This window comes from Pseudoalteromonas sp. SR43-3, assembly GCF_014163875.1.
In the GTDB taxonomy this organism is placed as follows: Bacteria; Pseudomonadota; Gammaproteobacteria; order Enterobacterales; family Alteromonadaceae; genus Pseudoalteromonas; species Pseudoalteromonas distincta.
In genome coordinates, this window is sequence record NZ_JACJEC010000010.1 from 90,216 (window position 1) to 111,721 (window position 21,506).

Annotated in this window: 19 protein-coding genes; 7 read left to right on the forward strand and 12 right to left on the reverse strand. The window is 39.3% G+C overall.

Annotated elements, in window-relative coordinates; genetic code table 11:
• Nucleotides 1–21 precede the first annotated feature (21 nt).
• Nucleotides 22–2,955 (forward strand): TonB-dependent receptor, encoded by a 2,934-nt coding sequence (locus tag H5088_RS12880; RefSeq protein WP_182753145.1) that lies wholly within the window; start codon nt 22–24, stop codon nt 2,953–2,955.
• 242 nt (nt 2,956–3,197) lie between these two features.
• On the opposite strand, the gene H5088_RS12885 is transcribed toward H5088_RS12880, so the two are convergent.
• On the reverse strand, nt 3,198–3,956 hold the full coding sequence (locus tag H5088_RS12885; protein WP_182753147.1) for an SDR family NAD(P)-dependent oxidoreductase: 759 nt from the start codon (nt 3,954–3,956) through the stop codon (nt 3,198–3,200).
• A gap of 130 nt (nt 3,957–4,086) precedes the next feature.
• Here H5088_RS12885 and H5088_RS12890 point away from each other — a divergent pair, with 130 nt between their 5' ends.
• Nucleotides 4,087–4,989: a LysR family transcriptional regulator gene (locus H5088_RS12890; protein WP_024032767.1), complete on the forward strand. Its 903-nt coding sequence runs from the start codon at nt 4,087–4,089 to the stop codon at nt 4,987–4,989.
• 432 nt (nt 4,990–5,421) lie between these two features.
• On the opposite strand, the gene H5088_RS20340 is transcribed toward H5088_RS12890, so the two are convergent.
• The 7 genes from H5088_RS20340 to H5088_RS12920 form a co-directional block, all read right to left on the reverse strand.
• Complete coding sequence (locus H5088_RS20340) at nt 5,422–5,598, reverse strand: DUF421 domain-containing protein (protein WP_259398111.1); 177 nt, start codon at nt 5,596–5,598, stop codon at nt 5,422–5,424.
• An 8-nt stretch (nt 5,599–5,606) separates the two neighbouring features.
• A complete protein-coding gene (locus H5088_RS20345) occupies nt 5,607–5,933 on the reverse strand; it encodes a hypothetical protein (protein ID WP_259398112.1) in 327 nt (108 codons plus the stop codon).
• A gap of 419 nt (nt 5,934–6,352) precedes the next feature.
• Nucleotides 6,353–6,826, reverse strand: a complete 474-nt coding sequence (locus H5088_RS12900; RefSeq protein ID WP_138684764.1) for an energy transducer TonB — start codon at nt 6,824–6,826, stop codon at nt 6,353–6,355.
• Nucleotides 6,827–6,913: 87 nt separating this feature from the next.
• Nucleotides 6,914–7,339, reverse strand: coding sequence for a hypothetical protein (locus H5088_RS12905; RefSeq protein WP_006794835.1), 426 nt, complete (start codon nt 7,337–7,339; stop codon nt 6,914–6,916).
• Nucleotides 7,340–7,425: 86 nt separating this feature from the next.
• Nucleotides 7,426–8,067 (reverse strand): hypothetical protein, encoded by a 642-nt coding sequence (locus H5088_RS12910; RefSeq protein ID WP_182753149.1) that lies wholly within the window; start codon nt 8,065–8,067, stop codon nt 7,426–7,428.
• Nucleotides 8,068–8,181: 114 nt separating this feature from the next.
• Nucleotides 8,182–8,583: a hypothetical protein gene (locus H5088_RS12915; protein WP_182753151.1), complete on the reverse strand. Its 402-nt coding sequence runs from the start codon at nt 8,581–8,583 to the stop codon at nt 8,182–8,184.
• A 434-nt stretch (nt 8,584–9,017) separates the two neighbouring features.
• Entirely contained in the window at nt 9,018–10,538 is a 1,521-nt protein-coding gene (locus H5088_RS12920) for an aldehyde dehydrogenase family protein (RefSeq protein ID WP_182753153.1), read from the reverse strand.
• 171 nt (nt 10,539–10,709) lie between these two features.
• Here H5088_RS12920 and H5088_RS12925 point away from each other — a divergent pair, with 171 nt between their 5' ends.
• Together H5088_RS12925 and H5088_RS12930 are read left to right on the forward strand one after the other, a co-directional pair.
• Nucleotides 10,710–11,603 carry an AraC family transcriptional regulator gene (locus H5088_RS12925; RefSeq protein WP_182753155.1) on the forward strand — a complete coding sequence of 298 codons (894 nt, stop codon included), beginning with the start codon at nt 10,710–10,712 and terminating at the stop codon, nt 11,601–11,603.
• A gap of 80 nt (nt 11,604–11,683) precedes the next feature.
• Nucleotides 11,684–12,715, forward strand: coding sequence for a LacI family DNA-binding transcriptional regulator (locus H5088_RS12930; RefSeq protein ID WP_182695370.1), 1,032 nt, complete (start codon nt 11,684–11,686; stop codon nt 12,713–12,715).
• 95 nt (nt 12,716–12,810) lie between these two features.
• On the opposite strand, the gene gtfA is transcribed toward H5088_RS12930, so the two are convergent.
• The gene (gene gtfA, locus H5088_RS12935) at nt 12,811–14,283 is read right to left on the reverse strand and encodes a sucrose phosphorylase (RefSeq protein ID WP_182737733.1); all 1,473 of its coding nucleotides are present in this window, start codon (nt 14,281–14,283) and stop codon (nt 12,811–12,813) included.
• A gap of 176 nt (nt 14,284–14,459) precedes the next feature.
• Between gtfA and H5088_RS12940 the strand changes: the two genes are divergently transcribed.
• The 3 genes from H5088_RS12940 to H5088_RS12950 all read left to right on the forward strand — a co-directional run bounded on the left by H5088_RS12940 (nt 14,460) and on the right by H5088_RS12950 (nt 19,315).
• Nucleotides 14,460–15,686 carry a sugar MFS transporter gene (locus H5088_RS12940; RefSeq protein WP_039488390.1) on the forward strand — a complete coding sequence of 409 codons (1,227 nt, stop codon included), beginning with the start codon at nt 14,460–14,462 and terminating at the stop codon, nt 15,684–15,686.
• A 171-nt stretch (nt 15,687–15,857) separates the two neighbouring features.
• Nucleotides 15,858–18,254 (forward strand): TonB-dependent siderophore receptor, encoded by a 2,397-nt coding sequence (locus tag H5088_RS12945; RefSeq protein ID WP_182753157.1) that lies wholly within the window; start codon nt 15,858–15,860, stop codon nt 18,252–18,254.
• A gap of 113 nt (nt 18,255–18,367) precedes the next feature.
• Nucleotides 18,368–19,315 (forward strand): carbohydrate kinase, encoded by a 948-nt coding sequence (locus tag H5088_RS12950; protein ID WP_182753159.1) that lies wholly within the window; start codon nt 18,368–18,370, stop codon nt 19,313–19,315.
• Nucleotides 19,316–19,360: 45 nt separating this feature from the next.
• On the opposite strand, the gene H5088_RS12955 is transcribed toward H5088_RS12950, so the two are convergent.
• The 3 genes from H5088_RS12955 to H5088_RS12965 form a co-directional block, all read right to left on the reverse strand.
• The gene (locus H5088_RS12955; RefSeq protein ID WP_149603532.1) at nt 19,361–19,750 is read right to left on the reverse strand and encodes a nuclear transport factor 2 family protein; all 390 of its coding nucleotides are present in this window, start codon (nt 19,748–19,750) and stop codon (nt 19,361–19,363) included.
• A gap of 82 nt (nt 19,751–19,832) precedes the next feature.
• Nucleotides 19,833–20,483 carry a DsbA family protein gene (locus H5088_RS12960; RefSeq protein ID WP_182753161.1) on the reverse strand — a complete coding sequence of 217 codons (651 nt, stop codon included), beginning with the start codon at nt 20,481–20,483 and terminating at the stop codon, nt 19,833–19,835.
• Between the two features lie 40 nt (nt 20,484–20,523).
• Complete coding sequence (locus tag H5088_RS12965) at nt 20,524–21,402, reverse strand: MBL fold metallo-hydrolase (RefSeq protein ID WP_182753163.1); 879 nt, start codon at nt 21,400–21,402, stop codon at nt 20,524–20,526.
• Nucleotides 21,403–21,506 lie beyond the last annotated feature (104 nt).

A 21,506-nucleotide genomic window follows, 5' to 3' on the forward strand; every position in this document is an offset into this window, starting at 1 on the left:
ATTTTATAAAGCAGAGCTATTATGAACACATTCAATTTTAAAAAGAGCCAACTTGCGGCTTCTGTGTCTCTCATCATTGCTGCGAGCACATTAAACACAGCTATTGCGGCAGAAGCACAAACAAGCGTTTCATCTGATGTAGAAGTTATTGAAGTAAAAGGTATTCGTGGTTCACTTATTCGTTCTATGGATATGAAACGCGACTCTTCTGGTATTGTAGATGCCATTTCATCTGAAGAAATGGGTAAATTCCCAGATACCAACTTAGCAGAATCATTACAACGTATTACGGGTGTATCGGTTAGTCGCGCAAACGGTGAAGGTAGCCAAATTACAGTACGTGGTTTTGGCCCTGAGTTTAACTTAATAACCTTAAATGGCCGCCAAATGCCGGGCACAGGTTATACACGTTCGTACAACCTTGAAAACGTTGCCTCTGAGGGCGTAAGTGCCCTTGAAGTTTTTAAAACAGCACGTGCAGACGTGCCAAGCGGTGGCTTAGGTGCAACAGTTAATATTTCTACTGCGCGCCCTTTTCAAAAGCCGGGTCAAAACTTTTCAGCAACCGTTAAAGCAAATCACGACTCGTCAAACGAAGCTGGTGATGACGTAACACCAGAGTTTTCTACTGTTTACAGCAATACTTTTGTAGATGACACTTTTGGCTTTGGTTTTTCGTTTTCGCACCAAGAGCGTGACTTTCAAAAACAAAGTGCCAATATTCAAGGCTGGCAGGCAAACGTAGACTTACCTGAATTAGATAGCAGCAACGTCGTTGATAACCGCACAGACCCTGCAGGTAACTACTACTTCCCTAAAGACATGAATTACTCTATTGAAGATGTAGAACGTGAACGTACAAACGGACAAGTTACCTTTCAATATGCACCGGTAGATGGCTTTGTAGCAACACTTGATTACACCGCAAGTAAAGCTGTAACAGGTTCTCAAAGTATTGGTTGGGGTATTTGGAACGACTTTGGTAGCAATATTAATGGCTACGAGCTTGATGAAAATGGTACGGCTGTTTATGCTGATATTAGCGGTAACGATGCCTCGTTTACAGCCAACAAAGGCACTACAGAAGTAAAAGCGCGCTCACTTGGTTTAAACCTAGATTGGGAAATTAGCGACACGTGGCACGTAGAGCTTGATTACCACGACTCTAAAAACGAAACCGATAACGGCGCCGACAATGGGCTGGGAAGTGCCGGCCAAGTAATTTTAGGTTCTGATCAGCTAGCTAATAAAATTTATGATTACCGCACGGGCGAAGTACCCAGTGCACAAGTTAATTGGTTAAATGGCACAAGTGAATTAACGCCTGGCGAAATTGATTCAAACTTTAGTCAATTTACTCACTCACCGGGTGAATCAAACATTGAACAATTACAGCTACATACAACATGGTATAACGAAAGTTATGACATTGGTTTAGTTAAAGTTAAATTTGGCGCATCACGTACAGAACAAAACACCGGTGGTTACACCGCGTGGAGTGGTTTAGTAGGTGGTCCAGGCTTTAACCCATCATATACAGAAATATTCCCAGACGGCATGTTTACCCGTCACGATACATCGGGCCTTTTAGATCAATTTGAAGGGGGCGGCAGTGACTTACAACCTGGTTACTACTATACCTACGATTTTGACGAAGCTGTTGCGCGCCAAATTGCTTACTTAACAGCTGATGTGACAGGCGGCGATGCATACGCCGCAAATGCATATATGGATGGTATTGACAGCGAAAGCTACGTAGAAGAAATCACTAATAGCTTTTATGTTCAATCAAGCTGGGAATTTGACGTAAGTAACTACTACGTAAAAGTAAATGCAGGCCTACGCTATGAGCAAACAGATGTAACCAGTACTGTACGTCAACGCGTTGAAGATCAAGTTAATTGGATCAGCGCTTCTGAGTGGATCATGCAATACGCTGCTGGCGGCGATGATAACTTCTTAGAGCAACAAGGTGATTACGATGTTTTACTGCCTTCAATCGACGTAAGTGTTGATTTAACTGAAGACGTAGTAGCCCGCGTATCTTGGGGTAAAACAATGTCGCGTGCACCACTGGGTAATTTAGCCGGTGGCCGCAGCTTAACAGGCAGCCCAAAACCAGGTTCTCGCACAGGTAGCCAAGGTAATACAAACTTATTGCCGTTTGAATCAACAAACCTTGATTTATCACTTGAGTATTACTACGCAGAAGGCAGCTACGCATCTGTTGGTTACTTTAAAAAAGATGTTGATAACTTTATTCAAACCACCATTACGCAAACTACTATTGATGGCTTGCACGATATTTTAAACGGCCCTCGTTACTTACAAGCCGTAAGCGATATTGAATCACGTGGTGAGCAAGCAACAACCGACGCTATTTTTGCACAAATGATTGCCAGCGGTTACGGCAATGCAAATGGCGTTATTGAACCAAACAGCGACGATCCGCTAATTACATGGAATATTAGCCAACCGCAAAACACCGACAGTAAATCGGTAGATGGTTTTGAAGTTGCAGTACAGCACTTAATTGGTGAAACCGGTTTTGGTGTTGGTGTTAACGCAACATTTGTAGATGGCGACGTTGAATTTGATAGCGAAAGCCTTGATCAACAAGCTCCACTTACAGGCTTAAGTGACTCAGCTAACTTCCAAGGCTTTTACGAAAAAGACGGCCTATCAGTTAAAATTACTTATGCATGGCGCGACTCGTATCTAATTGGTGTAGGCCAAGCGCAAGGTTCAGCTGATGCGCCTCCGCAATATGCTAAAGCGTATGGCCAGTGGGATATGAGCGTTAACTACGATGTAAACGAAAACGTAACGGTATTTTTTGATGGCATAAACTTAAATAATGCCACCGAAGAGGGTTACGGACGTTACGAAGAGCAGTTCTTATTTGCTAATCAGTACGGTCCACGTTACTCAATTGGTGCCCGTTACACGTTCTAACTAAATTTCCTTTAGTAAAAAATGCAAAAAACCGCTCACTGAGCGGTTTTTTATTGTCTAAAGTTATAATTTTTTAATAAATGGTACCAATCTGTTTATATAGGATCTATTTAACGTTAAGAAAATTACGCTAGAACTAGACAAAAATTTTTGTACCTAGTTGTTCTAAATAAAAATTTCAGCGACGTTATAGTGCAATTTAATTCACTAAATTGCTCAAAGATTCATACCGGGTGGTATGATTACATATACATACCGCCCGATACCTCAAGTCGTTGGCCTGTCATCCAACGGTTTTCGTCCGCTAATAAGTTAGCAATCATAGGCCCTATATCGTCTGTTACACCAACTCTGCCCATTGCCGTTTGTGATGTAATAAACGCATTTACTTCATCGTTATCACGAACGACGCCATTACCAAAGTCGGTTTCAATTGCACCAGGGGCTACAACATTTACCGCAATATTTTTAGGTGCAAGTTCTTGAGCTAAATACCTTGTCATTACTTCTATTGCACCTTTGGTCATTGCATAAGTAATATGACCGGGTAATGAAAAACGCGTTAAACCACTTGATAAATTAATAATACGACCACCGTTTTTTATAAAGGGTAACAACGTTTGGGTAACAAAAAATACTCCCCTTAAGTTAATATTTACTAACGTATCAAAAGTTGATTCACTTGTGTCTGCAAAACTGCTAGTAAGCCCCACCCCTGCATTATTAATTAAGTAATCAAACTCACTTTGTTGCCAATGAGTCTGCAGGACATTTTGTAGTTGCTGTGCAAAATCCTCAAAGCCGAGCATATCACTTACATCTAATTGCAATGCAACCGCTTTAGAGCCTAGATCCTGTACTTGCTTTACAACCTCTTTTGCTTCTTTTTCATGACGACGGTAAGTAAAAATGCAATCGATACTTTGCTTTGCAAGGCAAAGCACCGTGCTTTTACCAAGCCCACGATTACCACCTGTGATCACTGCAATTCGTTTGTTCATTGTTATATCCTGTTGAAAATAAAAGCGGGGAGTTAAATAACCTCCAAGCCAGTATATTTTTTCAAGCAACAAAGATAAACAGGCTGAAAAGAGTTACACTGTTCAAAATAAACGAACAATAAACGGTATTATGAAAGACCTAAACGCAATACGTATTTTTATTAAAGTAGCGCAACTCAGTAGTTTTTCTAAAGCAGCAACAAGCTTAAATCTTCCTAAGTCAAGTGTATCGCAAGCAGTAACCATGCTCGAAAGTACATTAAATACGCGTTTATTACACCGTACTACACGCACCGTAAATATGACTTCAGACGGTGAGCTATTTTATCAACGTGCACTAGGAATTATCAGCGACGCTGACGATTTAAAAAATTTATTTGTAAGTGAGGATAAAGGTTTAACAGGCCGAATACGTGTAGATATGCCACAAGCTGTTAGTCGAGATACCATAATTCCAAACTTAAGTTCGTTTTTAAAAATGCACCCAAATCTTGAAATAGAACTTGGCAGCTCCGATAGACGAGTAGATGTCATTAAAGAAGGATTTGATTGCGTAGTAAGAGTGGGCGAACTTACCGACTCATCGTTAATTGCTCGGCGATTAGGAAGCTTTAAAGTTTTAAATTGCGTAAGCCGTTATTATGTAAAAAATCATGGCTTACCTAAAACTCTAAACGATTTAAAAAATCATTACATTGTTCGCTACAGTCAAACACTTGGTATCCCTGATCCGGGTTTCGAATATTTAGATAGCAATAATCAATTGCAATCAATAACGATGAAAAGCCAGCTTACTGTTAACTCCTCAGAGGCATATTTAAGCGCAGTACTGAGTGGTTTCGGGCTTATTCAATCACCTATTCACGGTATAAGTAAATACCTTGAATCTGGCGAACTTATACAGGTTTTGCCTCAATACGCGATGCCCGACCTACCAATCAATATTTTGTACCCGAATAGGCGTCACTTACCCAAACGCGTAAGTGCATTTATGCTTTGGCTTGAAGAACAATTGAGCGTATTTACAAAGTAATAACCTAGTTGCTAGCTTGAGTTACTAAAACAAGTTACAGGTTTTTAATCTGCTCAAGTAACACATTAATTGTCCAATCAATGCGCTATATTATGCCACTGCGCTTTTGTTGTAGGTTCTGCGTGCTCTTGTGCAGCATTTACAACTGCTGATAGTAGTAAAATTGGGAGCAATATATAATTGGTTATTCTTGTTTTATAGTCATAAAAATCCATTTAAGCTAAAAATAAATTACTGGTACATTATTGTTCATTAACCATACTAAAAAAGCGATTTAAGGGACATAAGTAAATACATACGGCACCTAAGTTAAAAACTTAAGAATCGGCCAACCTTATTTAGTAGTTGAGCAATGTGTCTGATACAGTAAAAAAGCCATGCCAATTAATTTTGGTGCTTGAAGGTAATCTTCGGCCGCTAAAAATTGTCCAATTAATCCCGGGGATTTCTTAACTTCATAATCAGTTGATCATAGTTTTCACTTTTCGGCACAATACTTAATTCACCGTCGGCCTCGAAAACCACCGCCATAACTGTGCTTAAATCACCAAAACCGGCTTTTCGAACACTCGCTTCCACTTCGGTGCTGGTGAGACGAGTGTCTTTCATAGCAGCCTCTATATATTCACCGTCGAAAAAACTAATTGTGGAGAAGTTTTGACTACTTTGTCGAACGTCGAAAAATGGGCGCTGATCCAAGTGAGTAAATATTGTAAAAAGAGGAGTAGGCTTACCGCGACTAAAACCTCAACTATAACCACGTCTTTCAATAAGATAGCAGAACCCAAGATGGAGCCTGCCGCTACGGTGATTATCCAGTCAAAGTTATTCATTTTAGCAAATGAGCGTTTACCCAATAAATGCGTCGCTAGGATTAAAAAGGGATAAATAATCAAGGTTGTGGTGACAATGCGCGCTATTTCACTCCACGATTCAAAAAACATATTTCCCTCTACTTAAGGTGCTGAATATACTAATAATCATATAAACTAAACAGCCACCTGAATCACACAAACTAGGCAGTCACCTTAATAAAACAAACAACACTGTACAACTAAATCTGCCATACAGATTCAGGGTTTATCTTTTATTGCAGGGTCTCTTTACGGATGGTTTTTAATTTATGTCAGGGCATCAAATTATAATGGGACCTAACAAGTTATGATGGGACCCACTTTATTTAGCCTATTAGAATCTAGGCTTTGTAAAGAGCAAAGTTCAAGATGGGTGTCTAGTTTAATACGGTGTCTAGTTTAATTCTTGGTGTGCACTGCGAAATAACCAACACAAATTAAGCGGCCACTTCAAATTAATAGCTAAGCTTTACTAGTCGTCCACCTAAGGGCATGTTGCTATAAATAGATTAACCACTTACCTTTATACGCTTGCCTGTAGAGTATATTATATCTTTGCTTGGACATGAATATTTTGGTGTTATGGTTGAACAAGGTTGATTTGGTTTATCAAAACAGAAATCAAACCGAGTTTGCGTTTTAACTGGATGAGTAATGATATTTTTTGGTAATTCTGACCACTTCCAGTTTTTAATTACATCTTCAGCCGCTTTAGAAAAGTGCTTATTTGTCGAAGCTATAACAGTTATGTCTTTTACTTCATTTTGTGGTGTGATTACATACTCAATGGTGGCGCAACCTTCAATAGACTTCATTACAGCCTGTTTTGGATACCTAGCTGGAAACCGATTTAATTGACTCCATTTTGAAGATTGTATTTCGTTGTGAGTAACTGATAAGTGCGAATACTCTTTATCTACTTCCGTTGATGCACATCCACCAATAATAAGAGTAGTGATTAGAATGCCAATATTCTTTTTCATAACCGAAACTTCCTTTTATTTATAACGCCCAAATAAAAGGCTAAAAATAGTGGGCTAAAATGGAGCGAAGCGAACAGCCCGCTGTTTTTAGTCCTTGTTGATTTGCTTGTTAGGGCTTAATGCTCGAATAGATTTTAAGAACTCTTTACTAAAATCGAGGTTAGCCCAAATTAATTGAGTACCACCACAATAACCCGTTATCCAATTAGAGTCGTCTGTAAAAGCAACATACTCTTTCCCCAATGAAAAAGACATTCCGTGACATGCATTAACGTCCATTGCGGAATATATGACTTTTGTGTAATTGCCCTTAAGCATACTTTTATTGTCTAAAGTGATTTTTTGATAAGGTCTATTCTCTTTATCAAATAAAATCTCCAACTTCATAATACGCCCATTTAGCACATTACTAGCGTTACCGAAATGCACAGAAGGTGGTTGTTCTGCACAACTGCAAGCAAGGGTGTTAGCACTAAACAGTATAAAAGAAATAAAAAACGCTAAACGATACACCAAATTCTCCCTTGAGCCCTAACGCCCCAATAAGGGGCTAAAAATTGTTTGCTAAAATGTTGAGGAACGAAAACAGCAAACTGTTTTTAGTCCTGCTTGATTGGCTTGTTAGCTATACGATTTAACCAAACCAATGTTGACTTAGCAATTAAAAGAAACCCAAATATTTGAAATAGCGAAATGTATATGGCATTGCCAGATTGTTTAACATACCATTTTTTGAGTTCACTAATTTTTAAATCGGAAGCTGCATTATCTTTATTTTTTTTAACATCTAAAGTAGACGGATTAAAGTCCTTATACTCTCCAGATTCAAGTTTGAACTGAACTATAACACCATAATTTTGATATATGGCTTGAGCGTGTAGCCTGTTTTTTTCTTCACTATCTAAATAAGTTCGTTTAAACAATTCTGCGGAGTTTACTGAAGAATCAAATTCAAGTTCAACAGCGTTACTTTTTAAGATAAATCCTTGAGTCGAAAGTACGTTCAATCCAACAGATAGACAAAACAAAACTAAAAATTCATTAAGTTTAATTGGAAGTACTTTAGTGGCAACAAGCGGTTGTTTGAATGAAGAAATAGAATATGCAATTGGTAACAAAACCGATAAAAGAACTATTAACACCCAATTTTCAAACAGGTAACCATCTTCTATTGGAAAAGTGAAAATAAATATTAATTGTGCATAAAATAAAGCATGGCAAAAAAATGTTAAATACTTCATTACTTCCCTGTATAGCTAACGCCCTAATAATGGGCAAAAAATTGTTGGCTAAAATGTTGAGGAACGAAAACAGCCAACTGTTTTTTGTCCTTATTTATTAGCTTGTTAGGGAGTTTAACCGCCCAACGTTGGCTGAAAATTAATTTTAATACTATCACCATTACAACCCGGGTACTGATGAATCGAACTTACAGACATACTACCCTTTATTTTATCTTCAGGAGTCCTAAGGTAAACATCGTTAGTTACTTTAAAAGTAACATCTGGTTTTGATAATAAGCCCCAATTAATTTTAGAACCAATAGGCGTAGGATTACTATTTGAAAAAGTGCTGAGTTCATCAATTGAATTTGGCCAATTTTGATTGTCACAATAAAACTTTGCGATAACGCCTGACAAATAAACATGCTGCATTGCACTTTCAGCAGAAGCCTTACTAGAATCAGCCTCTTTTTTCTCAGTTGACGCACAGCCTGAAACAAACAAAATTAATACCAAAACTTGAAAATAACGCATACTCTTGAAGAACTCCCTAACAACTTTGTCTACGACATTTGTCGTTTTATAAACCGACAAATGTCCCTATATTACAATGCATTTATCTTAGCCAGCAAATAACCACCTGTAAACAACTAGTTAACTATAAAGAAATCTCCGTTAATGCTGTAATGCACCTAAATGGGGGAGATCAGTAATATCCGACAATGCATAAATCACTGCTAATTTTTAGAGCAACTTTTATAAAAAGTTAATATTGTAAAATCGTTTTTAACGCAGGTAATGAGTTATTAAAACGCTTAGGTTTTAACGTTTTGAACGCGGCTGGTATTGTACTTATATATTACAACACGCTTAAAATAGTGTTGTGAGCACTGTGAATAAAAAAGCGCTACAAATATGCAGCGCTCTCATTACTTAATGGTTGTTGTGTTTAAGTTTGAACTGTTTTATTAAAAAAAGCCGAGCGGATCTTCACTGTAGCTCACTAATAAATTTTTAGTTTGTTGATAGTGATCGAGTGCTAGTTTGTGTGTTTCGCGCCCTATTCCTGATTTTTTATAACCACCAAATGCAGCATGTGCTGGGTACATGTGGTAACAGTTGGTCCACACTCGGCCAGCTTCAATTTTGCGCCCCATGGTATAAGCACGGTTCATGTTTCTACTCCACACCCCTGCGCCTAAGCCAAATTCTGAGCTGTTGGCAAGTTCGAGTGCTTCAGCTTCATCTTTAAAGGTCGACATAGAAATAACAGGGCCAAAAATTTCTTCTTGGAACACACGCATGTCGTTTGTACCTTTAAGCAGTGTAGGTTGTATGTAATAACCACCATTTAAATCGTCATTTAGCTGCTCTACGTTTCCGCCGGTGAGTACTTCAGCGCCTTCTTTTTTACCTATGTCTATGTAACTAAGTATTTTATCAAACTGTGCTTTTGAAGCTTGAGCGCCCACCATGGTTTCGCTGTCGAGTGGGTTACCGCGTTTAATTTGTTGGGTACGTTCGAGTATGCGCTCAATAAACTGCTCGTATATATCTTCTTGAATAAACAATCTTGATGGACAGGTACATACTTCGCCCTGGTTAAAGTAAGCAAGTACGGCGCCTTCTATGGCTTTTGATAAAAACGCGTCGTCTTTTTCCATTACATCATTAAAAAATATATTGGGCGATTTACCGCCAAGCTCTACCGTTGACGGAATAATGTTTTCAGCAGCACATTTTAAAATATGTGAGCCAACAGGTGTAGAGCCTGTAAATGCAATTTTAGCAATGCGTTTACTTGTGGCCAGTGCTTCGCCTGCTTCTTTACCAAACCCATTTACAATATTGAGCACGCCTGCAGGCAGTAAATCACCAATAATTTCCATTAAAACTAAAATAGATGCTGGAGTTTGTTCGGCTGGTTTTAGTACCACACAGTTACCTGCAGCAAGAGCTGGGGCAAGTTTCCATGCGGCCATTAAAATAGGGAAGTTCCACGGAATAATTTGCCCAACCACACCTAGTGGCTCGTGAAAATGATACGCAACGGTGGTTGCGTCTATTTCACCTATAGTGCCGTCTTGCGATCGTAGGCACCCTGCAAAGTAGCGAAAGTGATCTGCCGCTAGCGGAATATCAGCAGCGAGTGTTTCACGAATTGCTTTACCGTTATCCCATGTTTCGGCAACAGCTAGTAACTCTAGGTTTTGCTCAATTCGGTCGGCTATTTTTAGCAGTATGTTACTTCGGTCGGTCACCGACGTTGTGCCCCATTGCTCTCGCACTGCATGCGCTTTATCGAGAGCCAGCTCTATGTCGTCTTTGTCTGAACGCGGTATTTGGCAAAATACCTTACCGTTTACTGGGCTTATATTATCAAAGTATTGGCCATTTACTGGCTTCACCCACTCTCCGCCAATGTAGTTCCCGTATTGTTGTTTAAAGTTTACGAGTGCGCCATCGCTACCTGGATTTGCATATATCATGTGTGTGCTCTCTTTATTGTTGTTAGCTAAAGGTCGAACATTTATATAAAACAAAATGCTTTATATTTAATCAATGTTGATTGACATTAAACTAACAAGTACCTAAAAACTTGATTAGCTGTCCACAAAAGTTGTCTGTGAGTCCAAACTAATAAAACCTAAAGGATTGATATGCACACATCTCAGTTAAACAAAAAACGCCAACAACTTGATGTATTAATAGAAAATAAAGTCACATTCGCTGCAGATAGCAGTGAGTTGAGTATTTACGACACGTATCAAAGCGCGCAAAAGGTAGCACTGCACTCAAACGAGCTGCTGTTTTGTGCCATGCTAAGCGGCAAAAAGGTAATGCACGTAGAAAGGAGCCAATACCATAAAGTATTTTTACCACACGAGTCGTTTGTATTAGCGCCAGAGCAAGGTGTTTTAATTGATTTTCCACAAGCATCAATGCACGCCCCAACCACCTGTTTAGCCATTGAAATTAGCACAGATAAAATAACGAGCGTGGCGAATGCACTAAACATGCAGCAAAATTTTGCACACGATGGCTTATTTGAATATGTACCTCAGTTAGTGCATACCCAACATAATATTCAAACGCAGCAATTATTAGAGCGCATGGTGCATTTATTTAGTGAGCAAGGCGCACAGCGACATTACTTGATTGATTTGTCGTTGAACGAATTGATCACCCGTTTATTACAACAACAAAGCCGCGAGCTATTGCTAGCTAGCTGCGATAAGCCACGCCTTAAAACAAAAGTGAGCGATGCCCTGCTTTATATTGAAGAACACTTAAGTGAAACGCTCGACATAAATACCTTATGCAAAATAGCATGTATGAGCCGCAGTAAGTTTTATCAGCAGTTTAAACTTGCATTTGGCACTAGCCCAGCCCTTTGGCAGCAACAATTAAGACTTAAAAAAGCGCGTACTCAATTGCTACAAGGCCATGCAATTAGCCAAGTGTGCTTTGATGTTGGATTTAATAGCGCGAGCCACTTTAGTCGCCTATTTAAACAAACCTTTGGCATTGCGCCTAAAGAATGCCGACATTAGCCCTAAAATCTTATTTTTTTACTTTGCTAACGCCCTGAATATGTTAGTTTATTAACATGTGTATTGAGTAAAGAATTGGTATGAGTAAGCAAACCCGCTGGACCCTAAAAAGTATTGCTAAAGAGTTAGGTGTGTCTAACGCGACAGTATCTAATGCGTTTAATCGCCCTGATCAGCTATCGGCTAAACGCCGAGACGATATTCTTGCAGCGTGTAAAACTTTGGGCTATTACGGGCCCAATAAGGCCGCGCAATCGTTGCGTAATGGCACATTTAATATTGTCGCTTTAGTGCTGCCCGATAGTGTGGAATACATGGTGTCGGACCCTGTGGCTAGCAGCTTTATGCGCGGTGTTACCTCGGTGCTTGAAAAAAACGGCATTAATGTTTTATTGTTTTCAGGTAATAGCGGTAACCTTAACAACGTGGTCGACTTGGTAGATGGCTTTATTTGTTATGGCCGCCCTCGTAATAACGCGTTAGTTGAGCAATTAAAAACAGTGTCTAAACATGTAGTGACAATTGATTTTGATATTGCTCGCAATGCCTCTGTAAATATTAATAACGAGCAAGCAAGTTACGAAATTGCTAAACACGTACTGCATAATCAAAGCGATAAAGTGGCTATATTAGGGCTTAGATTACTTGATGAAAACGTATTATGCCGCGTGTATGAACACCACGAATTTGAAACCGGACAATCTATTTCGCATCAACGTTTACGTGGTTATCAACGCGCTTTAAGCGAGGCAAATATTACGGTAGCTGACGATCGTATTTGGAACATTCCTGAAAGTAGCGAGCGTTTTGCTAATATTGCTGCTAAAGAGGTTTTAAGTGCCTCCCCTCGTCCTAACGTTATTATTTGTATGAGTGATTTAATTGCGCTTGCCACAATGCGAGAAGCAATAAAACAAGGCATAAAAATAGGTGAAGAACTGCGTATTGTGGGCTTTGATGGTATTGATGAAGCAGCCCGGTTTGTGCCTCGCCTCACCACCATTCATCAAAACAGCCAAGAAAAAGGCGTTATAGCCGCTGAATTATTTATTTCTAAAGAAGAAAAAACTCAGGAAGTCAGTTACGAATTAGAGATTGGTGCGAGTAGTTAGCTTACAAACCTTGTAATAGTTTTATGTGTTAAAAAGCCAAGCTACTTAAGCTTGGCTTTTGCTTTACATGGCGTTTGTAAATTACTTTTATAACATTAAGCTAAAAATGAATTTAAGTTAATCGTTGTTTCTTCATCACCGTTTACCTGCGTAATAAGTGCATGGCGTAATTTAAAATCAACAGTAAGTGAAATAGTTTGCTCATCTAGTTGCCACGATAAACAACACATACAGCCTTCACCTTGGGCGCTAAATTCACCTGCAAATGCAGGGTGTGAATTGCGAATTTTAATTAATTCAATTAAACCTTTTACTACAGGCTTATTTAAGGCTTTGTCGATTATATTTGCATCTAAATATGGGCGGTTAATATCACGGCCTACATTTGTATTTGTCAGTAATTCCATGTCGTTTTCGCAAGCAAATAGGCCGCCGTAATAAACTTGTGGTACACCTGGAGCAAAAAATTGAATTGCACGCGACAGTAAGTAATCAAAGTCTTTAGCGCCTAATGCGTTGTAGTACGTACAGTTAACTTGATATAAGTCGACATTACTCGCCGCAGCGCCCGTAGCTTGGCGGCTTTGGTTGTTGCTGTTGGCGTGCATTGTTTCTACTAGGTTATCAATCTGCTGTGCATTTAATAGCCCTGGTTTGTCGCCCATTGGACCTGCGTCAATAATGCCAATACCGTCATGTGTATCAAGTACAGTTAAGCAATTACGTGGCGAAATTTGTAACCATTTGAGCAGTGCATCTACATCGTTGTTAAATAAGCTGTGTAAAATAAGCGGGGGTAACGCAAAGTCGTAAACCATATTTACGCGTTTTGCCACTTCTACCTGAGTTTGATAATGGCTATGAATTTCTGCTATGGTTTCCATGCCTAAATCGTTTGCTTGCTTAGATAAGTTATCTAGGTAGCCAAACGTTTCATCAAGCATAAAGCAGTTAGTGCCAGCTTGCTTAATAGCGTAACCCGCCGCATCTAAACGAATAATATTTACATTGTTAGCCGAAAATTTAGTGAGTACGTTATTTAAATACGCAACACCGGCTTCTACTTTTACGTTTATATCAATTTGGTTATCGGTAAAAGTGGTCCAGAAGTCATACGTTTTACCATCACCACATTTCATTGGGGTAAAGCAACTACCAGGACGTGGGCGGTAAATTGCTTTTTGCTCAGCTTCGCTCATACCATTTGGAAATACATCATCTTTGGTTAAAAACAAATCCCAAAATTCTGATTGCTTACCTTTAGCTAATACATCTTGAAACTGAAAAGACTGCGCCGATACATGGTTAACAATTAGGTCAGCCATTAAGTCGAGATCTTTACCTAACACTTGTATGTCTTCCCAAGTGCCTATTCTAGAATCAACTTCACTATGGTCAATAGGGTCAAAGCCAGCATCGCTGCCATCAATAGGATTGTAAAATGGCAATAAGTGCACACCACCAAATACGCCTTTTAAAGGGCCGTTTAAAAGTGTGGTTAGCGCGCCTATATTTTGGCCAGTGATTCGATCAGCATATGTGATCAATTGAACTTTATTCTTCATCATTGTGTGATTACCATGTTGAAACTTAATCGATTAAGATATATCTTTAACTAGCGAGTAAGAATTTACAAGTAATTTTTAATAATTTTACATACAAATTTCGTGTCTCACGTAATACTACAGTAAGCAACTGACTGACTTACGAAGTATTAATAGAGAATTTAACGAGGAATAAACACATGACAAAATCACACACTCACGTAAGCAGCGACCCACTGCAACAAATACGCTGGCTTACATACATGATGTTTTTTATGTTTGCCATGACCTCTGACGCAGTCGGCATGATAATCCCCGAACTTATAAAAGATTTCGGTTTGAGCATGACTCAAGCTAGTGCATTTCATTACGCTCCTATGGCACTCATTGCCTTTAGTGGATTATTTTTAGGCTTTTTAGCTGACAGCCTTGGCCGTAAAAAAACCATTATGCTAGGTCTATTAATATTTTCCGCGAGTTGTTTTTTATTTGCATTTAGCACCAGTTTTACTTTCTTTTTAGTATTGCTTTGCTGCATAGGCCTGGCCATTGGTTTATTTAAAACCGGCGCACTGGCATTGCTTGGCGATATTTCACATAGTAACGACGACCATACTAAAACTATGAACAAGGTTGAGGGCTTTTTTGGCATTGGCGCTATTGTAGGCCCTGCCCTAGTTGGTGTTTTATTAGTGCAAAACGTTAGTTGGACATACCTGTATATTACTGCGGGCGTAATGTGTTTAATCCTTGCTTTATTAGCATGGCGCGCAGACTACCCTGACGTAGTTAAAACAACTGAAAAGCCAGCCTCTTTGGCCACGACCATGAAAATGGTAAAAAACCCTTATGCACTTGGCTTTTCTTTAGCTATTGCACTTTATGTAGCGACTGAAGTGGCTATTTATGTATGGATGCCAACGCTATTAAAGGACTACACAGGCTCTTGGCCACTCCTTGCCACTTATGCACTTACTATATTTTTTATACTACGTGCTGCAGGTCGTTTTATTGCCGTATGGTTACTAAATCGTTATAGCTGGCAAGGTGTTATGGCTTATTTAAGCTTAGGTATTGCGCTTTGTTATGTGGGTACACTTATTGGTGGCGTTGACTGGGCTGTAGGGTTACTACCTCTTTCAGGTTTATTTATGTCTATGGTTTATCCAACTTTAAACTCTAAAGGTATATCGTGTTTTCCTGCTGAGCGCCATGGAGCCGTAGCCGGCGTTATATTATTTTTTACCGCATTATCGGCTGCTTTAGCTCCTTTATTTATGGGTATGATCAGCGATTACTTTGGCCATGTGCGCTATGGCTTTTACTTAGCAACAGGGTTTGCCGTGATTTTATTTGTAGCTATGTTGTTCAATTATTTACGCGACCCATCAATGAGTGCTTTACAAGAAAATAACCCAACAGCTTAATAAATTTGTATCTCAATACAATAAAAAATACTTTTAAAATCAACATATGAATAATAAAAGAGCAAATTAAACACAAAATAATTTGCTTATTGTAAAATATTTGTTATTTTTACTTAATCGATTAAGTGAAAATAACAAATCCTACTGGGATCAACACAACGAGGCGTTCACATGACAACACACAATACACCTTTATATTTAATCAGCGCTTTAGCACTTGCCGTAAGTCAAGGCGTTAACGCACAAGAAACAGACCAAGCAAAACCTGAAGCATCACAAAACAAAGGTCTTGAAACAATAGTTGTAACCGGCGTACCACGTCGAACAACGATCATGGCTTCAAGCGTTTCAGTTAGTAGCGTATCACTTGAACAAGTTCAGGTGTCTACTCCTCGCTCAACAGCCGAGGCTTTTAGAATCATTCCTGGTATCCGTGCAGAATCGACAGGTGGCGAAGGTAATGCAAATATTGCTGTTCGTGGCCTGCCAGTTGCTTCAGGCGGTGCAAAATTTTTACAATTACAAGAAGATGGTTTACCTGTACTGCAATACGGTGATATCGCTTTTGGTAATTCAGATATTTTTATGCGATTAGATAACACTGTGCAAACTATCGAATCGATTCGTGGTGGCTCAGCATCTACTGCCGCAAGTAATGCACCTGGTGGCATTATTAACTTTATCTCTAAAAATGGCGAAAACGAATCTGGCAGTGTATCTACAACACTTGGCTTAGATTACGACAGCGTTCGTACAGACTTTGAATACGGCACTTACTTAACCGATAGCGTGCGTTTTCATGTTGGTGGCTTTGTTCGACAAGGCGAAGGCCCGCGCGAAACAGGTTACACGTCTAATAAAGGTGGCCAAATAAAAGCTAATCTTACTAAAGATTTCGACAACGGTTACGTTCGCCTTTATTACAAACACTTAGACGATAAGAGTGTTGGCTACCTTCCTATGCCAATGTACTCAAATGGTGACTCTATTGCTGGCTTTGATGCGCAATCAGACACACCTCACTCAGCGTTATTTACTAAAACAGTACGTTTAAATGGTGAAAACCAAATCAGTAGCGGCGATATTCGCGATGGTATGAATCCAAAGGTTGACTCTGTTGGTTTTGAAGCTGTATTTGATTTAGATAACGATTGGCGTATCGAAAACCGTTTTCGTAAATCATCAATAAGCGGCAACTTTAACTCGCTTATTCCTGCAGAGGTTGGCAGCGCATCATCTATTGCACAGAGCATTGGTGGTGTAGGCGCAACACTCAGTAACGCAAACACGGGCGCTGCATTTAACGACGACCTTGCTATGCGAATTCATACGTTTGACGTAACAATGAACGACTTCGATTCATTAGTTAACGACTTTAAACTAACTAAATCGTTTGATGATGACACCAGCATTACCTTTGGTTATTACGCGTCAACACAAAACATTGCTATGTCGTGGTTATGGAATTCATACCTTATGGAGCTTAAAGGCGACAATGCTGCATTATTAAATGTTACTGCAGCTGACGGTACTGAATTTTCAGAAAATGGTTTATATGCATATGGCACACCTTACTGGGGAAACTGTTGCCAACGTGATTACGACACAGAGTACGACACCCGTGCACCATACGTTGCATTCTCTACTAAATTAGGCGACGTAAGCATTGATGCAAGTGCCCGTTACGACAGTGGCGAAGCTCGCGGTAACTATGCAGGTGCCGTAACATCAACTGTAGATATGAACCGCGACGGAGAAATATCAATCCCTGAGCAAAACGTTGCAGGTATTGATATTGCCAACGCCAGCCCAGTAAACTATGACTGGAACTATTCTTCTTATTCAATTGGTGCTAATTATCAAATTGACCCAAGCCTTGCTACGTTTGCACGTATTAGTAAAGGTGGGCGTGCAAATGCTGACCGTCTTTTATTTGGTAAAGTACGCGCCGACGGCTCTGTTGCAAAAGAAGACGCTGTTGATGAAGTAAACCAGTTTGAGTTTGGTGTTAAAAAGCGCTTTGATTCATTATCAGTGTTTGCTACTGCGTTTTTTGCCGAAACTGAAGAGCAAAATTTTGAAGCAACATCACAAACGTTTTTTGACCGTGAATACGAAGCAAAAGGGATTGAAATAGAATCTACTTACTTTATTGATGCATGGGATTTTCGCGGTAATTTAACTTGGACCGATGCAGAAATAGCAAAAGATGCGCTTAACCCAGATGTTGTAGGTAATACGCCACGTCGTCAAGCCGATTTAATTTACTCATTAATGGCACGTTACAACTATGAAAAAGGCGCTGCAGGGGTAAGTTTCATTGGTACTACCGATGCATACGCTCAAGATAATAACGATCTACAATTTGACGGCTACACACAGGTAAATGGCTTTGTAAGCTATGACTTATCTGAAAACCTTAATATTGCGCTTAATGTGAATAACCTCTTCGATACAGTAGGTATTACAGAAGCCGAAGAAGGTTCAGTACCTGAAAATAACATTATTCGTGCCCGTACTATTAACGGCCGCACAACGTCGGTAACTTTAAAATACGCTTTTAACTAAATGTGTGTATTGCGCTGCGGTGAGTAGTCACTGTAGCGCCTTTTAAAGTATGAATAAATAACACCCTTCACGTTTTTTAGCCTAGCCTTGCTAGGCTTTTTAGGATATTCCAAATGACTAAACTCCTGTGCTTAGGCGAGCTATTAATTGATATGCTGCCACAAGATGCTAATAACTCAGCCTATTTACCTATACCAGGTGGCGCGCCTGCCAATGTAGCTGTTGGCTACGCAAAACTCGGCGCAGAGGCTGCATTTTGTGGTGGTAAAGGGGACGATCATTTTGCCAATCAATTAAGTAATGCATTAGCGCAATACAATGTAAATACAGACTATTTATTTACCATTGCAGGCTCACAAACCGCCATGGTTATAGTAAGCCTTGATGAAACCGGCGAGCGTAGTTTTGGCTTTTATCGCCATAACACAGCCGATGTACTATTAACGCAGGCGCATTTAGCGCATATAAATTGGCAAGAAATAAGCACACTACACTTTTGTTCAAACACATTAACCGAATCAGCAATTGCCAACACAACGGTTAAAGCGCTAGAACTTGCAAAAGCGAATAATAAGCTCGTCAGTTTTGATGTGAATTTACGCTACAGCTTGTGGGAAAACACAAACGATATAGCAAGCAATGTAAAAGCCTGTTACACCTATTGTGACATAGTAAAACTCTCGCGTGACGAACTTAATTTTTTAGCTCAGCATAGCGATACAACGAGCGATGATTACATTCAAATGCTATTAAATACCGGAGTAAAACTGGTGTTTTTAACCGATGGACCAGAGCCTGCCACGGTTTACCACAGCGCATTTACACTTAACGAATCGGCACCAAAAATAAACGCCGTAGATACAACAAGCGCAGGTGATGCATTTATAGCGGGGGTTTTATACTACTTAAATAACTTAGGAAGTGATTTACCACTAGCAGATAAACTAAATGATAAAGCGAGCGTAAAAGGCGCTCTGCACTTTGCTCTTAAATGTGGCTCTAAAGCGTGTTTAGCTAAAGGGGCATTTCCGGCATTACCTGTGCTGACTGATGTACTTTAATAGACCTAATGTTTTTTAAGTTCAAATATATGCAGTAACGCGTAGTTACTGCATAGCATCAAACACCATTTTACTATCCACTATTTGTTCAAAGTGCGTTATTTTTTGATTTTTAAGCTGCCAAATATGCGCGACCCTAGCTTGCATTTTTTTACCCGTTTTAATATAAGTACCAGAGTACGTGCCATACACTACAACAGTATCATCTTGGGATAAGTAGTTTTGTGGCGTAAACGTGTAGTTATACCACTCGCTTGCAAGCTTTTGAAAAACATGTTCAGTAATGTCATTCATACCATGGTATGTACCAGCATAAGCAAAACCGTCAGCCTCTTTCCAAGTAATAGTATCACTTGCATGAGCAACTAAATTTTGCCCATTCTCTTGTGATGTTTTGCCTTCATACGTACTTTTAATTATGTCTATGTTGTTCATTTTTGCACACCCTTGCACTATAAAAAGGAAGCTCAATAAAGCTGTAATATAAACAGCTTTATTATTTAGAAATTTCATCACACTATACTAGCGCAACGGATTGCTGTAAGTAGGTAACCCACTGCTCAGTTTTTCCATAATAATGGGCTATATCGGCTTTTTGCCACTTACCTGTGTCAAATTCAAATGCTGCACTAGGAAAACCTTGCCCATGAATATCGTGCAATAAGCCTCGGCTTTGTGCTATATGTTGATCTGTTGCACCGCCTTCTAGCGCATTAAAGTGGGTTTCAAATAAGGCCTTGTTTAAACCCAGCTCCAATGCAATATCAGTCAGTACATGCAGCTGCATAATGTTTTTACCCTGAGCATAATAAGCATGTTGAATACTATTAAGCATTTCCCCACCTGATATACCAAGCTCTTGCGCTGCCAATATAGCGGTAATAGCCGGAGCCGAGTTGAGTATAATATCGTTGGTTTTTAAAAGCCCATCAGTATAGTTACTACCAAATACCTGACCGGTTTTCTTCGCTATGACACTGTCGTTTTTAAGTGCAAATTCACGCCATGCAGGAGTCACAGGTTTGACATTATCACCTGTTAGCATACCTCCACTGTGTACTTTTACAATTAAACCATCAATATTTTCAGCAGCGGTGATCAAGGGCACGCTGCCGTAAGTCCAACCACATAAAGGGTCAACAATTATATGTAACGTTACGTTTTTCATTAATATTTCCTATCTAAATAATTGTTTAACGCAAGGGCGCTTAGTGCCATTGCATCTCACCCATAACCACTTTTGAGCCCAACTCTAAAATGCTTCTTGCACCTAAATCAGGGTAAGCTTGAGTCATGATCTCTACAAATTCAGCTGAGTTTTTTGCATTTTTTGCAGCGCTATCCGCTTTATTTAAGTACCCTTTCATGAATGACACACCAGAAAGGTCTTGTTTACTGCCCTGTAAAAAGTGACCTGGAATAACAGTCTGAGGTTTTAAATTCTCGATGTTATCTAATGTTGACTGCCAAGTTTGACGCTCTGCAGCAGTGCTCGAATCGGCCAACCACACATGCATTTGATCAAATACTACAACCCCACCCAGCACTGTTTTTATAGAAGGGATCCAAAGGTAAGTATGCTTTGGATCATGCTGTAAATTTTTAATAATAATTTCTTTCCCATCTATAGTTAGGCTATTTGATAGCATTACTTCTGGCAAAATAAGTTCTTTAGGTGCATTGCTCTTTAAAATAGGCCCCCAATAATTTAACTTTCCTTGCATTGAGCGTTTAATATTCTCTACTGTTGATTTAGTCGCTAATAACTTTGCTTTTGGAAAAGCAGCTTTAATTACATCTAAACCAAAGTAAAAATCAGGGTCGCTGTGACTAATATAAACAGTTGTTAATGTTTTACCGCTCGCTTTTATTTTTTCAACCAATGCTTGTGCATCATTACGCTGAAATTGGGCATCCACTAATAACACTTCGTTATCACCACTTATAATGCTTGATGAGACAGCAAAAATACTTTTGTCTTGTGGGTTATATACATCAACAACTAATTCACTTTTCGCTAATACCGGTTGCATTAATGTGCTTGCTAATAAAGCTGTTGCTGCTAATACGTGTTTAACTTTTTTCATTCTCAGTAGCCTGTTTGTTATTTCGTTAAGATGAGGCTATTGTATGTTGCAATTTAAGAATTAAAAACTAGGCAGAATGCAACTATCTGTTGCATAAATCGAAC